Annotated in this window: 12 protein-coding genes; 9 read left to right on the top strand and 3 right to left on the bottom strand. The window is 69.6% G+C overall.

Annotated elements, in window-relative coordinates; translation table 11 throughout:
* Nucleotides 1-921: 921 nt before the first annotated feature.
* Genes ABD210_RS23580 through ABD210_RS23570 form a run of 3 tightly spaced genes read right to left on the bottom strand, consistent with a single transcriptional unit; the run spans nt 922 to nt 5,508 of the window.
* A complete protein-coding gene (locus tag ABD210_RS23580; protein WP_344114226.1) occupies nt 922-1,962 on the bottom strand; it encodes a LacI family DNA-binding transcriptional regulator in 1,041 nt (346 codons plus the stop codon).
* Nucleotides 1,963-1,972: 10 nt separating this feature from the next.
* Nucleotides 1,973-3,694 (bottom strand): alpha-amylase family protein, encoded by a 1,722-nt coding sequence (locus ABD210_RS23575; protein WP_344114225.1) that lies wholly within the window; start codon nt 3,692-3,694, stop codon nt 1,973-1,975.
* 35 nt (nt 3,695-3,729) lie between these two features.
* Entirely contained in the window at nt 3,730-5,508 is a 1,779-nt protein-coding gene (locus tag ABD210_RS23570) for an MBL fold metallo-hydrolase (protein ID WP_344114223.1), read from the bottom strand.
* A 173-nt stretch (nt 5,509-5,681) separates the two neighbouring features.
* On the opposite strand from ABD210_RS23570, the gene ABD210_RS23565 reads away from it, so the two are divergent.
* Genes ABD210_RS23565 through ABD210_RS23525 form a run of 9 tightly spaced genes read left to right on the top strand, consistent with a single transcriptional unit; the run spans nt 5,682 to nt 15,549 of the window.
* A complete protein-coding gene (locus ABD210_RS23565; protein WP_344114222.1) occupies nt 5,682-7,322 on the top strand; it encodes a carbamoyltransferase family protein in 1,641 nt (546 codons plus the stop codon).
* The gene (locus ABD210_RS23560) at nt 7,319-8,776 is read left to right on the top strand and encodes an HAD-IIIA family hydrolase (protein ID WP_344114221.1); all 1,458 of its coding nucleotides are present in this window, start codon (nt 7,319-7,321) and stop codon (nt 8,774-8,776) included. The genes ABD210_RS23565 and ABD210_RS23560 overlap by 4 nt, the downstream gene beginning before the upstream one ends.
* The gene (locus ABD210_RS23555) at nt 8,776-9,783 is read left to right on the top strand and encodes a glycosyltransferase family 9 protein (protein WP_344114219.1); all 1,008 of its coding nucleotides are present in this window, start codon (nt 8,776-8,778) and stop codon (nt 9,781-9,783) included. The genes ABD210_RS23560 and ABD210_RS23555 overlap by 1 nt, the downstream gene beginning before the upstream one ends.
* Nucleotides 9,780-10,739, top strand: a complete 960-nt coding sequence (locus ABD210_RS23550) for a glycosyltransferase (RefSeq protein WP_344114218.1) — start codon at nt 9,780-9,782, stop codon at nt 10,737-10,739. Before ABD210_RS23555 ends, ABD210_RS23550 begins: the two co-directional genes overlap by 4 nt.
* Nucleotides 10,736-11,947 carry a glycosyltransferase gene (locus tag ABD210_RS23545; protein WP_344114217.1) on the top strand — a complete coding sequence of 404 codons (1,212 nt, stop codon included), beginning with the start codon at nt 10,736-10,738 and terminating at the stop codon, nt 11,945-11,947. The genes ABD210_RS23550 and ABD210_RS23545 overlap by 4 nt, the downstream gene beginning before the upstream one ends.
* Nucleotides 11,947-12,561, top strand: a complete 615-nt coding sequence (locus ABD210_RS23540) for a D-sedoheptulose-7-phosphate isomerase (RefSeq protein WP_344114216.1) — start codon at nt 11,947-11,949, stop codon at nt 12,559-12,561. The genes ABD210_RS23545 and ABD210_RS23540 overlap by 1 nt, the downstream gene beginning before the upstream one ends.
* The gene (locus tag ABD210_RS23535) at nt 12,558-13,922 is read left to right on the top strand and encodes a PfkB family carbohydrate kinase (RefSeq protein WP_344114214.1); all 1,365 of its coding nucleotides are present in this window, start codon (nt 12,558-12,560) and stop codon (nt 13,920-13,922) included. The genes ABD210_RS23540 and ABD210_RS23535 overlap by 4 nt, the downstream gene beginning before the upstream one ends.
* Nucleotides 13,919-14,608, top strand: coding sequence for an SDR family oxidoreductase (locus ABD210_RS23530; protein WP_344114212.1), 690 nt, complete (start codon nt 13,919-13,921; stop codon nt 14,606-14,608). The genes ABD210_RS23535 and ABD210_RS23530 overlap by 4 nt, the downstream gene beginning before the upstream one ends.
* Entirely contained in the window at nt 14,578-15,549 is a 972-nt protein-coding gene (locus ABD210_RS23525; protein ID WP_344114211.1) for a glycosyltransferase family 9 protein, read from the top strand. Before ABD210_RS23530 ends, ABD210_RS23525 begins: the two co-directional genes overlap by 31 nt.
* Nucleotides 15,550-15,669 lie beyond the last annotated feature (120 nt).

The following is a 15,669-nucleotide window of genomic DNA, read 5'->3' as shown; positions in this document are numbered from 1 at the left end:
TCAAGGCCGCGAGTGTCGTCTATGGATAACGGTCCGGCCGCGACGACCCGCAGCAGCCGCCAGACGAGCAGGCCGCAGGATGAGGGTGCCGCCATACGAGCAGGCCGCAGGACGAGGGTGCCGCCATACGAGCGGCGGGCGGACAGGTGCCCGGAGGCTAGTACGACAGCCGTAGTCCGTGATGATGCCTTTCGGCAGGGGGCCGTGGCCTGGGTGGGGTGCGGCCCTGACCAAGAGTGGGGGCCTGGGACAGGTGGTCGGGGCCTTGGACACGTTATTGCGTGTCCCCGGTCCCGGTTTGGTGTTCAAGGCCGCTACTTCGTGACCGCTGCGCGGCACCGAGTCGGGTACTGATCAATGCCGGCGTGGGGTGCGGCCCTGGGGTTGCGTCCCCTGGCCAAGAGTGGGGGCCTGGGACAGGGAGTCGGGGCCTTGGACACGTTATTTCGTGTCCGCGGTCGCTGGTTGGTGTTCAAGGCCACCACTTCGTGACCGGTGCGCGGCCACCGAATCGGGTGCTGATCAACGGCGGCGTGGTTTCGGCGGGTTCCTGAGCCCCGCGGCGCCAACGCTCATCAGCCACGGCTGATTGCCTCCGGCCGAGCGTGCGCAGGCCCGCTCGCGACCAGGACCCCCGCACTGTGAGTGCCGGCAGTCCTAAGCCCGGCACAAGCCACCGGGAACGGTTCTGCCCCAAAGCGCGGCAAAGAGCAGCGTCCGAACAACCGCGGGGCAGGACCCTCAGTACTTCGGACGCAAGGCGTCACGCAAGGCGCCACCTAGGCGCCGAGGACGTGGCGGGTGTAGGGGTTGGTGAAGGTTCGGCCGGGGTCCAGGCGGTCACGCACCGCCAAGAAGTCGTCGAACCGGGCCTATCTCCGCAACAGCACAAGGTCCGGCTCTGGTATTAGCGGCCGGCGGTCAGGCTCGAGGTGCCGGGCCGGTGGAGCCGCGGATGATCAGGCGCGGCGCGACGCGCACGATGCGTCGCCGGGTGGGCAGCTCCTCGCGGATCCTCGCGAGCAACAATCGCGCGCAGCTGCGCCCAAGCTCGACCGTGTGCTGGTCGACCGTGGTGAGTGCGGGCTCGACCAACGACATCCACGGCACGTCGTCGTAGGCCGCGAGACTGATCTGGCGCGGGATCTTCAGCCGGCGGTCCTTCAGTTCGGCCAGCGCGCCCTGGGCGAGCACGTTGTTGGCGGAGATGATCGCGGTGGGCTGTTGGCCCAGCAGGTCCCGGGTGGTCCGGCGGGCGGCCTCCGCGTCGAAGCTGGTGTAGGCGATCAGGTTCTCGTCGAGGGTCAGGTCGGCATCGACGTGCGCGGCACGGAAGCCGGCGAGCCGACCGGCTCCGGTGGACCACTTCGTCTCGTCGATCAACAGGCCGATCCGGCTGTGGCCGAGCCCGATCAGGTGTTCCGTCAGCTCCCGCGCGCCGGCCTTGTTGTCGCTCAGCACCACGTCGCCGCCGGAGCGTCGGAGCTCGCGGTCCGCACAGACCACGTGCACGCCGTTGTCCTGCAGCATCCGCGGGCAGTCGGCGGTGACCGGGGTGACGATGACGCCCGGCACCCGCATCGCCAGCAGCGTCTCGGCGGCCCGCATCTCCTCCGCCGGGTCGGCGTTGTCGTTGACCAGCACCATCTGGTACTCCGCGGCCCGCAACTCTTCCTCGATCCCGGCGGCCAGATCGGCGTAGAAGGGGTTCCGCAGGTCCGAGATCAGGACACCGATCGAGGTCGACGTGCGACTGCGCAGGTTCCGGGCGTTGTGGTCGAGGACGTAGCCGATCTTCTCGGCGGCCGCCCGGACGCGGTCCCGCACGTCGGGTGACGCGTACCCGCGGGTGTGCAGGGCACGTGACACGGTCGACGGCGAGACGCCTGCCTCCCGGGCCACGTCCTGGACGGTCGGACGCTTCATCGGCGGCCGGACTGCCTGCTGCTGCCGACGGTTCATGGCCGGAAGTCTAAAGCGTCGTGGTGGTTCCGAAGCGTTGCCAGCTGTCCTGGATGGCGGCGAAGTCGTCCGGCCCGAAGTCATGACGGTCCGTGTCGGTGCCGTCCACGTAGTACAGAGCCGGTACGCCGAGGCCGTGCTGGATCTTCAGGTAGGCCCGCCACTCCGCGTGGCTGGGCATCATCCAGCCGTCCGTGTCGATGCCGAGTTCGGGGCAGACCGCCGTCACCACGCCGGCCCGGTACGTCATGTGCCTGGCCACGTATCCAGGCTCTCCGTGCTCGGCCCGCAGGACGTCGTTCAGCCGGATCATGTCGGTGACGTCGATGAACGCGGGGTTGGGGGTGTGCGTGACCACCAACGCGTCCGGCTTCACCCGCTTGGCGGTCTCGTAGACCAGCCGCAGTTGCTCGTGCAGCAAGGCCGTGCCCCAGCGGGGACCACTGTGACGCAGGGACGCGCCGGACGGCGTACGGGCGGTGAAGTCGATCTTGAAGCCGTCTGCGTCCAGGCCGTCCGTGGACAGCATGTACTCGACTGCTTCGGTGATCAGCGCGACGCAAGCCGGGGAGTCGGGGTCGAGGCTGACCGGATTGCCGGCCGGATCGGTGATGCAGGCGTCCGCCGGAGCGCCCTCCTCGTCCCAGGCCTTCCACCACAGCAGCACGCGCTGGCCGGCTGCGTGCCGTTCGTCGATCCAGCCCCGGAGGTCGTGCCACTTGGCCGGATCGGGCCGGCAGGTCGCGTAGTCCTGCTGCCACTTGTCGTCCACGACCACGGTCTGCGGACGGATGCCCTGCGCGGCCAAGGTGGCGAGGAACCTGTCGTAGTTGACCTGGGTGGCCAACGGCTGAGGAGGCTGGCCGGTCCTGGCGGAGATGGCGCACTGCGCGCCCCAACCGCAGAAGATGGTTCCCTGCCACCAGGCCGGTCGATCCCGCCGACGGCCGGGCACCACGCCGTACTCGTCGAGCAGTTCCCGGTGCCGGACCAGTACGCCGTTGGGGTCCTTGCCGTCGAGGTGGATCACCAGCGGCGGGGTCCTGAAGGATCCGTCCACGACTGTCTGGCCCTCATAGTCCAGCCGCAGGCTGAAGCCGCCGGTCACCGGTGAGTAGACATAGTTCGTGAAGTTCTGCTCCTCGATCGGAGCGACGATGCTGAGGCCGATCCAGTGCGGGGACGCGCTGTCGGCCGGGTCCGGCGAGACCGCGAAGCACCACGGCGCCGGGCTGAACAGCCAGCGCTCGATCCCCGGCTCACTGCCCTCACCGCACGGTCCGATGGTCGCCGGCTCGAGGGCGTCGCGGATGATCCGGGTCGGGTGGTCCGGATTGGGTGAGAACGCGTGCAGAAGGTGCGAGCCGCTGGGCAGGAAGCCGCGCGGTGTCCGGCGGCCACCCAGGAGGTGGACGTCGGTGAGTCGGCCGGCGCCGGTCACAGTCGTACTGGTTTCGATGCGGTCCGCGAGGAACCTGGTCGTCGTGACCCGGGATTCCCAGACCGTGCTGCGAGCCGTGGTGGTGATGACCAGGACGCCGAGCTGCTGCGACTCCTCGACGACGATCTCGCCGTAGCTCTCGTCGGGGCCGGCCGTGGTGTCGAGGGAGCTGTGCAGGCGGACCGCGAACCACGGACGGCCGTCGAGCCCGTGGACCGAGGCGTACGCCTTGGCGGCGTTGATCTGGACGGTGTAGGTGCCGGTGTGCAGTGGCTTCTCGGAGACAGGCATGGAAATCCCTTTCTGCTAAAGGATTTTGGAAGGAGTCAGGGCAGGCGGACGTCGACCAGGGCCTCGGCCAGCTGCCCGAGGTAGTGGCCGTCCAGGGTGATTTCGGCGGCTACCCGTGCCCGCCTGACCGGCTGGTCGACGTGTGGCACGACCAGGAATACGCAATCGTCGATCTGCTGGCAGTCCCAGCCGGCGGGAACGGTCAGCCGGACGCTGGTGCCGTTCGAGCTGACCGTCAGCTCGAACGGCTTCCCGTCGACGGCGTCGACCCGGTACGGCGTGATGCGGGCGCCTCCTCCGAAGACCGGATCTTCCGGGAGCAGCAGCTCGCGGTGGACCCGGGCCACCTCGTCGCCGACCCGGGTGAGCTCGTCCAGGTAGGACTGATCGACCAGGCGCGGCTGCCAGTGACCCGAGATCATCAGGTCTGGCTGGAGCCGCTGGTAGAGCGCTGCGGAAGCGGCAAAGTCGTCGGGGCGGAATCGGTTCGCATACTGGAAGTTCGGGATCTCCGCGACCATGCCGGGCATCCACGTGCCGGTCTGCTGATCGCCGGTGGCCAGCACTCGCCGCCCGTCCGCCTCGAAGCCGATCGCCGATGCGTAGAGGGTGTGGCCTGGCAGCGCGTGCATGTCCAGCTCGTACTCACGCCACTGCACGCTGGTGCCGTCCGGGATGTGCCGTTCGCAGTGGATCGGGTCGTACCAGAGGCAGGGCAGGTCGTAGTCCTGCGGGTTCTCCAGGACGTGCGCGACGGGACTGCTGGCCCAGACCTCGGTGCCATGAACGTCCCGCAACAGGTTGAACGCCGCAACATGGTCGTCGTGGTAATGCGTCGGCACCGCCACCTCGACCTTGTCGATCCCGTAGTCGCGCCGCAGCGCGCGAAGACTCGGCAGCCAGGGCCTGACGGCGAACCGCTCGCCGCCCTGCGGGATGCCGGTGGTCAGGTCGTAGCCGTAGTCGATCAGCAGTGCCGTGCCGGAGTCGGACAGCAGGACATAGCTGCGGGACTCGCTGGTGTGGTTCATCAGCAGGTGCGGGCTGAGTTCGATAAACGGTTGCGCCAGCTTGGCGGGCAGGTCCGAACGCATACCCATCCGCACCTCGATCAGGTCGGCCAGGGCTGCCGTCGTCTGCTCTGCAGCGGCCCGGGGTTCCTTCATCGGCTGGCCGTGACTAGGCAGCAGGAGATCCGGTTCATGGTCGAGCAGCAGCTCCAGCGATGCCATGGTGAGGGCCGCACCCTCCATGCCGACGTACGACCACTGCAGAGCGGCGGCGGACCACACCTTGCCCGGGCTGTGGATCAGGTCGCCGGTGAAAGCGTGGCGCCGGCCGTCGAGATCGACGACATACGTGACGCTGCCAGGCGTGTGTCCCGGCGTCGGCACAGTGGTGATGTCCAGGTGGCCGATCCGGCGGGTGCCGTAGTCCCGCATCGTGCCGGTGACCGCAGCGGGATCCAGCAGCGAGAACCGGTCGAGGCGTAGGTCGTAGTTGTTGGCGACGGGCCGTCGCTGCCAGTTCTGGTCGACGTGCGCCACCAGGTCGTGCTCGTTCTCGGGCACCCAGACCCGCGCGCCGGATGCGGCCAGGCGAGGCAGTCCCTCGACCTGGTCGCGGTGGTGGTGCGTGACCACCACATCGGTGACGGCGTCCACGCCGTACGACTCCAGCTGGTCCAGCCACCTGCCGGAGCCCGCGTCGACGGCGACAGCCGTCCGGGCCTCCTGGTCCACCAGCAGGTACACCACACAGGTGTCTTCGATCGCGTAGAGGGCCGCGCCGAGCCTGGAGTTTCGAAGCGTCACACACAGAACCCTATGCAACGCTTCTCCGGAGCTGGCAAGTGGGATATGGCATCGATTCCACTCGACTGCGTGCAGTAGCGCGTCCCGGACCAAGAGAAATGAAGCGCTACTCGGTGCGTACGAGCGCATGTTGTGGGTACCGCTCGGCATCGGCAGCCTGGGAGGTGGAGCAAGTGCGGGTTCTCGGTGTCAACGCGATCTTCCACGATCCGTCGGCCGCACTGGTCGTCGACGGCAGGATCGTGGCGGCTGCGGAGGAGGAGCGGTTCAGCCGCCGCAAGCACGGCAAACGGCCGGTGCCGTGGTCCGCGTGGGAGCTGCCCGAACAGGCGATCCACTGGTGTCTGAAAGAAGCGGGGCTCAGACCCGAGGAGCTGGATCTGGTCGGCTACTCGTTCGACCCGTCGCTGTGCGTCGACCTGGCCGGGCTGGGCGTGATGGACCCGGGCGACCAGGTGCGCACCGACTATGCGCGGCGAGCCCCGAACTTCCTGGCCGCCGCCATGCCCGGACTGGACCCGGCGAAGGTGCGATTCGTCCCGCACCACGTCGCTCATGCCGCCTCCGCGGGCCTGGCGTCGCCGTACGACGAGAGCGCGTGCCTGGTCCTGGACGGCCGCGGTGAACGGGCCTCGCACCTGGCCGGCCGGTACGACGGACCTGAACTGGAGGTCCTCGCTGCCCAGGACCTGCCGCACTCGCTCGGTCTGCTCTACGAGGATCTGACCGAGCACCTCGGTTTCCTGCGGTCGAGCGACGAGTACAAGGTGATGGCCCTGGCGTCATACGGCAAGCCTCGGCACCTGGCGGACTTCCGCGAGCTCGTGCACACCACGGATGACGGCGGTTTCGTCACCCTGGGCGTCGAGTGGGCTGCCTATGCGCCGAAGGTCCGGCCGGGCGACGACCTCGGCGACGGGCATGCGGACCTTGCCTGCAGCGTGCAACGGCGCCTCGAGGAAGTACTCCTGGAGCTGGCCGTCTGGCTGCACGACCGCACTGGCGCGAGGGCTCTCACCATGGCAGGTGGTACGGCGCTGAACTGCGTCGCCAACTCAGTGCTCGCCCGACGCGGCCCTTATGACAACATCTGGGTGCAGCCGGCCGCGGGTGATGCCGGTACGTCGCTAGGCGCGGCCCTTCAGCTGAGCGCGAGTGCCACGTCCACCCGGCCCGAACCGATGCCCACTGCGGCACTCGGTCGCGAGTGGTCCGACGACGAGCTGGCAGCGCGGCTGCAGCAGGCCGCTCTGCCATTCGAGACCCCGGAGAACCTTGCAGCAGTGGTCGGTCAGGCGCTGGCCGACGACCACATCGTGGCCTGGTACCAAGGCCGCTCGGAGTACGGCCCGCGTGCGCTGGGCCACCGCTCCCTGCTCGCTCACCCCGGTCGCCGGGAGAACCTCGAGCGGCTGAACGACATCAAGGGACGCGAGCAGTTCCGTCCGGTCGCGCCCCTGGTCCTTGCGGAGCGCGCAGCGGACATCTTCGACGGCCCACTGCCCAGCCCCTACATGCTGTTCGTCCACGACGTCGCTCCGGCCTGGCAGGACCGGATCCCAGCAGTCGTGCACGTGGACGGGACGGCGCGGATCCAGACGGTCGATCGTGCTGACGAGCCCTTGCTGGCGTCTCTGTTGGAGGAGTTCGAAACCCGGACGGGCCTGCCCGTGCTGGTGAACACCAGTCTCAACACCGCGGGCCGTCCGATGGTCGACAGCCCGGCCGACGTCCTGGAGCTCTTCGGGTCGACGCCGGCGGACCTACTCGTGCTCGGGCCCCACATTGTGCGGCGCGCGGGGGCGTTCCAGTGATCCGTTGGTCCGTGGTGGTTCCCACCGTTGGCCGGGCGTGCCTCGCGGAGCTGCTCGGGGATCTCGCCTGCCAGTCCGTACTGCCGGACCAGGTGTTCGTGGTGGATGACCGCTCCGATCCGGACGAGCCGCTGGACGTCTCGGCGTACCGGCAGGCCGTAGTACTGCGGGGTGGTGGCCGGGGCCCGGCTGCGGCGAGAAACACCGGGTGGGTAGCCGCGACGACCGAGTGGATCGCCTTCCTGGACGATGATGTCCGGCTGCCGGACGGCTGGGCTCAGACCCTGCTCGACGATCTTGACCGGGCCTACAAGGACATCGGCGGCGTACAGGGCGGCATCGTCGTGCCGCTGCCGTTAGATCGGCGGCCAACCGACTGGGAACGCAGTACTGCGGGCCTGGAAGGCGCTAGGTGGGCTACGGCCGATATGGCGTACCGCAGGTCCGCACTGCAACAAGTAGGTGGCTTCGACGAACGCTTCCCGAGGGCTTACCGGGAAGACGCCGAGCTGGCTCTGCGGGTCCGCCAGCGCGGTTGGAAGCTGGTCCGTGGTCTGCGGCGCGTGGCTCATCCAGCTAGGGCTGAGAACTTCTGGGTCAGCGTGCGGGTCCAGCGGGGCAATGCCGACGACGCCCTGATGCGCGCCGTCTACGGCAAGCACTGGCGTGAGCTCGCCGAGTGTCCGCCAGGGCGCTTCAAGTGGCACCTCGCAACAGTGTCGGCTGCGGCTGTTGCCATTGGGGCACGCAGTCGACTGGCGACCGCGATCTGGGCCGCGCTGACAGCCGACTTCGCCCGTCGGCGCATCGCGCCCGGTCCGCGGACGGCTGACGAGTTCACCCGGATGGCCGTCACCTCGGCCGTCATCCCCTTGGCCGCTGTCTGGCATCGGATCCGTGGGGCCGTGCGCCATCGCGGCAGTAAGGCATGGCCCGGTCCCGTGCGGGCGGTCCTGTTCGACCGGGACGGGACGCTCGTGCACGACGTCCCCTACAACGGTGATCCCGACCTGGTCCAGGTGGTGCCCGAGGCGAGCAGCGCGGTGGGTCGACTGCGCGCGGCGGGCCTTCAGCTCGGTGTGATCACGAACCAGTCCGGCGTCGGCCGCGGTCTGATCAGCGCCGACCAGGTCTCCTCCGTCAACCAGAGGGTCGACGAGTTGCTCGGGCCGTTCCACACCTGGCAGGTCTGCCCGCACAAGCCTGAGGATCACTGCGGCTGCAGGAAGCCCGCAGCGGGTCTGGTGCTCGCCGCCGCGGCCGAGCTTGGTGTCGCAGCGAGCCAGATCGTGGTGATAGGTGACATCGGCTCCGATGTGCAAGCGGCGCAAGCGGCCGGCGCGCGGTCGGTCCTGGTCCCGAACGGGGCGACGAGGGCGGAGGAGATCGCCGCAGCGCCTGTTGTTGCGCCTGACCTCGGCGCGGCGGTCGACCGGGTGCTCGGGGGACTTTGATGCGCACGGTGCTGATCACCCGGATGGACAACGACGGCGACGTGCTGCTCGCCGGGCCGGCCGTCCGCGCGGTCGCCGCCACCGATCGGGTCGTCCTCCTGGTCGCGCCGTCCGGGGAACAAGCCGCGCGGTTGCTGCCCGGCGTACACGATGTCCTGGTCTGGCCCTGCCCCTGGACAGGTTTCGATCCACCCGCGGTCGATCGGGCCGGCGTGAACACCTTGATCGATGCCCTGCGGCTCGCACACCTCGGCGCGGCGCTGGTGCTCACGTCGTACCACCAGAGCCCGCTGCCGATGGCCCTCGTACTGCGGATGGCCGGCATCGGCTGGATCGGTGCGGACAGCGAGGACTACCCGGGATCCCTTCTGGATCTCCGGCATCGGAGGCAACCAGGTCACGAGGTCGAGCGCGGACTGGCACTGGCAGCCGCTGCCGGCTACGAGTTGCCGGCAACCGACGACGGCCGACTGGCGATCAGGAACGGCCTCCTGAAGCCGTCGCCGCCGCAGCAGCAGCCCTACGTGGTGGTGCATCCGGGTGCCTCGGTGCCTGCGCGTGCGGGCGTTCCCGAGCAGCTGCGGACCTTCGTCGCGGCGCTGGCGGCTGATGGGCACCGGGTCCTGGTGACCGGTTCGGCCGCGGAGCGAGCCCTCACCAAGAAAGTTGCCGGGGGCAATGGAACTGACCTTGGCGGCAAGACGAACTACCGCGAGCTCGCTGGTCTGCTATCGGCCGCGTCCTGCGTGGTGGTGGGCAACACCGGGCCAGCCCATCTGGCCGCCGCCGTCGGCACACCTGTCGTCTCGCTCTTCGCCCCGGTGGTCTCCGCCGACCAATGGGCGCCGTGGAAGGTGCCGTGCGTCCTGCTGGGTGACCAGCAGGCGTCGTGCCGAGGCTCGAGGGCTCGCGTCTGCCCGCTGCCCGGTCATCCCTGTCTGAGCGACGTCACTCCGGACGAGGTCGTCGTCGCGGTTCGCAAGCTGATCGAGGAGGTCGCGCCATGAGGATCCTGGCCTGGCACGTCCACGCCGCCTGGATGACGTCGTTCGTCCAGGGAGCACACGAGTACCTGGTCCCGGTGCTGCCCGACCGCAGCGCCGACGGGATGGGCCGGGCACAGACCTACGCCTGGCCCGACTCCGTCCGCGAGATCACCCCCGAGGAGTTGCCGACAGCGGACTTCGACCTGGTGGTCCTGCAGCGCCCGTCCGAGCTCGAGCTGTTCCAGCGGTGGACCGGTCGCTCGCTGGGACGCCGCGGCGTACCGGCCGTCTACGTCGAACACAACACGCCGCGTGGTGACATCAACGACTGGCACCATCCGCTGGCCGGCCGGGCCGACATCCCGATCGTGCATGTCACCGAGTTCAACCGCACGATGTGGGACAACGGGATCGCGCCGGCCATGGTGATCGAGCACGGCGTACCGGACTACGGCTACCACTACACGGGCGAGCTCGACTCTCTGGTGGTCTCGGTCAACGAGCCGGTACGCCGGTGGCGCGTCGCGGGCACCGATGTGGTCGGCAGGATCGCCGAGCAGGTCCTTGTCAGCGTCTACGGGATGGGCACCAGCGAGCTGAAGTCGCACATCCCGCACGGGCTGGCGATGGTGGACGACCTGTCGCAGGCCGAGTTGCACGAGCGGATGGCGGCGCACTTCGCCTACCTGCACCCCTATCGCTGGACCAGCCTCGGTCTGTCTTTGATCGAGGCGATGACGATCGGACTACCTGTCCTGGTGCTGGCCGCGACCGCGGCGCCCGAGGCAGTGCCGGCTGAGGCCGGACTGGTCAGCTCGGATGTCGGCCTGCTCGCTTCCACGGCGTCGCGGTGGCGCGCTGATCGCGACGAGGCGAGGGAGCGCGGCCAGGCGGCACGCGAACACGCCCTGCGCCACTTCGGCCTGCCGCGGTTCCTGGACGACTGGGACCGGTTGCTGAAGGAGGTCAGCCGATGAGGATCGCGATGGTTTCCGAGCACGCCAGCCCGCTCGCAGTGCTGGGTGGTGCGGACGCGGGCGGCCAGAACGTCCACGTGGCGGCCCTTTCGCTCGCCCTCGCCGAGCGCGGGCACAGCGTCGAGGTCTACACCAGGCGGGACGGCCCTGAACCTGAACGTGTTGCGCTCGGTCCCGGTGTCGAGGTGATCCACGTCCCCGCCGGCCCGGCGGAACCGATCCCCAAGGACGAACTGTTGCCCTACATGCCCGCGTTTGGTGAGTGGCTGGCAAACCGGTGGGCGGAGGACGCGCCTGATGTGGTGCACGCACATTTCTGGATGTCGGGCGTCGCCTGTGAACATGCCCGCCGGACGGTGTCCTTTCCTTTCGCGCAGACCTTCCACGCGTTGGGTATCGTGAAGCGCCGCCACCAGCACGACCAGGACACCAGCCCGGCTGAACGGCTGCAACTGGAGGCCGGCCTGGCCGTCGGTGCTGACGCCGTGATCGCGACCGCCACGGACGAGGTCCGCGAGCTGCTCGCGATCGGCGCGAAAGCAGCCTCTCTGCACGTTGTGCCCTGCGGCGTAGACCTCGACCTGTTCCCCGGTACGCCGGACGGCGAGCGCTGGTGGCGCCACGAGCGCGGGCGGATCCTCTCGCTCGGCCGGCTCGTCGAGCGCAAGGGTGTGGCCACCGTCATCACCGCGCTCTCCAGGCTCGACCTGCCCGAGGTGGAGTTGGTGGTCGCGGGCGGCCCCGCCGGTTCCTTCGACGACGATCCCGAGGTACGGCGGCTGCGGGCCGAGGCAGAACGTCAGAGCGTTGCGGATCGCGTCCGGCTGATCGGGCCGGTCCGGCGCGAGGAGATCCCCGGGCTGCTCGGTTCGGCGGATGTGGTCGTCTGCACCCCGTGGTACGAGCCGTTCGGCATCGTGCCGCTGGAGGCTATGGCCTGCGGTCGCGCGGTGATCGGGTCGGCTGTCGGCGGCCTGCTGGACACGGTGGTCGACGGCGTCACCGGGATCCAGGTCCCGCCGCGGGATCCGGACCGGCTGGCCGACGTACTGCGGGACCTGCTGGCCGACGACGAACGACGAGAGGCGCTGGGGCGCGCGGGTGCGGAACGAGTGGCCCGGAACTACACGTGGGCGAAGGTCGCCGCTGACACCGAGCAGGTGTACCAGCGCATCGCCGCTCCGGTGACCATCGGGAGGAAGCGCTGATGGCGCGGTTCGGCACAGTGGCAGAACACCTCGAGCAGCTGCGAGCCGGGCTGTGGAGCCTGGAGCAGCAGGCAGGCATCATCGACGGCTGGGGCCGGGAGCTCGCTCGAGTGTTCGCCGGTCGCGGCCGATTACTTGCCGCAGGCAACGGTGGTAGTGCGGCCGAGGCGCAGCACCTGACCGCGGAGCTCGTCGGTCGCTTCGAAGCCGCCGACCGAGAACCCCTGTCCGCGCTCGCCTTGCACGCCGAGACCTCCAGCCTGACAGCGATCTGCAACGACTTCGGGCCGGACGAGATCTTCGCCCGGCAGGTGGAGGCGCACGGTCGCAGCGGCGACGTGCTGGTCCTGCTCTCGACCAGCGGGCGGAGCCCGAACCTGTTGGCAGCGGCGGCGCGGGCCCGACGGACCGGAGTACAGGTCTGGGCACTGAGTGGACCGCGGCCCAACCCACTGGCCGACGAGGCCGATCAGGTGCTGGCGGTGGATACGCCGTCGCCGACCGCGGTCCAGGAGGTCCATCTGGTCGCGGTGCACGCACTGTGCTCCGCGGTCGAACGGCAGTTGCCATCCGTCCGCGGGGCGGTCGGGGAGAGCGAGGAGGTGGTCCGGTGACGGTCCGGGTACTGGTGGTCGGGGACGTCCTGCTCGACCGGGACATCGAGGGCGACGTGCGCCGGGTCGCTCCAGATGCACCGGTCCCGGTGGTGCAGGTCGGCGAGGTGACCGAACGAGCCGGTGGCGCGGGACTCGCCGCCACCCTGCTGGCCCGTGAAGGTGTCGAGGTCAGCCTGATCACGGCGATGGCAGACGACGAGCCGGCCAAGCGGCTGGAGGCGCTGCTGACCGAACGCGTCTCGGTCACGGCGATCTTGACCGCGCCGGGGACGCGGTGCAAGACGAGGATTCGGAGCGCCGGCCAGTCCCTGCTGCGGCTGGACGTCGAAACGCCCGCGGCGCCGGCGGATACCGACGAGCGGTGTGATGTCGAGGCGTTGGAGGCCGCGCTGGAAGCGGCGGACGCGGTCCTGGTGTCGGACTATGGGGGTGGCATGGTGGGTCATCCCGCGGTTCGTGGGGTCCTGCGTCGCTGGGCTTCGCAGATCGCGATGGTCTGGGATCCCCATCCGCGCGGCCTCGAGCCCGTGCCGGGAGTCACCTTGGCGACCCCGAATCGCTCGGAGGCACAGTGGTTCTGCCCGGACGGAGCGTCGGAGCCGGATCGACTGGCCGCCGAGCTGCGGGACCGCTGGCAGTCCTGGGCCGTTGCTGTCACCGACGGCGGCAAGGGCGTCTTCACCTCGGCGGGTGGCGGTCCGACCCTGTTCACCCCCACGCCGTTCGAGCATCGCGGTGATGCGTGCGGAGCAGGTGATCGCTTCGCCGGAACAGTCGCCGCTAACCTCGGCGCCGGAGCAACTGCCCGGGATGCGGTCGAGACGGCCGTCCAGGACACCGCCGACTGGCTGGCTGCCGGGGGAGTGAACGCTGCCGTGCCGTTGCCGGGCCGGATCGAGACGAGCGAGACCGACGCGGCGACGGTGATCCGCAGAGTGCGCTCGTCCGGTGGCACGGTGGTCGCGACCGGCGGCTGCTTCGACATCCTGCATGCCGGGCACATCGCCAGTCTCGAGGCGGCTCGCAAACTGGGCGACGCGCTCGTCGTGCTGGTGAACTCCGACGACAGCATCCGCCGGCTGAAGGGCGCCGACCGCCCGGTGAACCAGCTGGCGGACAGATGTCGCGTACTGCGGTCGCTGCGGTGCGTGGACGCCGTCGCCGTCTTCGGTGGCGACGACCCGTGCGAAGCGCTCGATCAGTTGCGCCCGGACATCTGGGCGAAAGGCGGTGACTACACCGCGGAGATGTTGCCCGAGGCACCGATAGTGAACAGCTGGGGCGGCCGGGTGGTGCTGGTGCCCTATCTGCCCGGCCGTTCGACCACAGCCATTCTCAGTGAAGGGAGTTCCCGATGACGTCTGCGTTGGACCGTGTAGTCGTGACCGGAGGTGCGAGCGGCTTGGGTGCCGCCGTCATCCGTGCCGTGCAGAAGCGCGGCGGTACTGCGGTCGCGCTCGACCGGCAGCAACCACCCAACGGCATCCCTTGGGTCAAGGCGGACCTGTCAGACCCCCAGGCGGCCGAACCGGCTCTCGCCGCCGCAGAGGAAGCGGTCGGCCCACTGACCGGCGTGGTCACCGCGGCGGGCGTGGACGCGTGCGGCCGGATCGAGGACGTGGACCTGGACGACTGGGTCCGGGTGATCCAGGTCAACCTGATCGGCACCGCGGCGATCGCCCGGGCCGCCGTACCGAGACTCGAGGCCAACCACGGCCGGATCGTCACGGTCGCCTCGACCTTGGGACTCCGCGCGCTCAGCGACGCCACGGCGTACTGCGCATCCAAGTTCGGCGTGGTCGGATTCAGTCGGGCGCTCGCGGTGGAGACCGCGGGGCGCGTCGGCGTGACGATGCTGGTGCCAGGCGGGATGCAGACGGCCTTCTTCGACGGGCGCCCGGAGCAGTACAAGCCCGGGCCGGACGCGATGCTGAACGACCCGGACGCTGTCGCGGAGGCCGTCGTCTACGCACTCGGCCAGCCGGCCGGTGTGGAGATCCGCGAACTCGTGGTGTGCCCGTCCGTCGAGCCGTCCTGGCCGTAGTCGTGACCCGGCCTGTCGTGGTCCTGCGCGCGCTCGGCCTCGGCGACGCTCTGACTGCCGTACCCGCGCTGCGTGGTCTGCGGCGCCTGTACGGCGGTCGCCCGTTGCTGCTGGCCGGGCGGGAGCCCGTGTCGGGCTGGCTCGGCCGGCTCGGGCTCGTCGACGGGGTGGTGCCGACCGAGGGGTTGTCCGCGCGACCGCCCGGACTCTCGCTCGGTCGGCACACGGCGGTGAACCTGCACGGCAAAGGACCGCAGAGCCACCTGCTGCTGCAGGCCCCGGCGGACGACCTGGTCGCCTTCGACTGCCCGGCCGCCTGTTATCGCAGTACTACGCGTTGGCAGCTCGACGAGCACGAGGTCGATCGCTGGTGCCGGCTGGTGAACGACGCGGCCGGCTCGTCCTCGTGCTCCGTGGAGGACCTCCGGCTGGGAGATCTTCGGCTGGGGGTCGACGGGGATGCCGTGGTCGTTCACCCGGGGGCGGCCAGTGGTGCTCGGCAATGGCCGGTGGCCCGGTGGATCCGGGTCGTCGAGGAACTGGCCGCGGACGGGCGCCGCGTAGTACTGACCGGGTCTGAAGAGGAGCTGTGCGGTCGGATCGCTGCCCGGACCGGAGGTGATGATCTGAGCGGTCGGCTGTCACTCGACGAGTTGGCGGCGACGATCGCCTCGGCGGCTCTGTTGCTGAGCGGAGACACCGGCGTCGCGCATCTGGCAACAGCGCTCGGCACCCGCTCGGTCACCCTCTTCGGCCCGACGCCCCCGGCGTGGTGGGGTCCGGCGATCGACCTCGATCTTCACACCGTCCTCTACCACGGCAGCCGACTCGGCGATCCCCACTCACCCCTCCCCGACGAAGCTCTCCTGCGAATCACCGAGGCCGAGGTCCTTCGGGCCGCCCGAGACCACCTTGCCTGCTCACCGTCCCGCGCCGGCTGACGGTCGGTGCCGCCTGATCCCGGCCATCGGTAACGGCTCTCTTGACCAGTAGCGCGTTTATTTGACGCCACTGGCCGAAAAGCCCGCCAGCGGACCACCCGGACCACCCGGACCGCCCGG

This window comes from Kribbella alba, from assembly GCF_039529635.1.
Taxonomy (GTDB): Bacteria; Actinomycetota; Actinomycetes; order Propionibacteriales; family Kribbellaceae; genus Kribbella; species Kribbella alba.
Note: the sequence above shows the minus strand (reverse complement) of the source record. Positions and strands in the feature narration are given on the sequence as shown.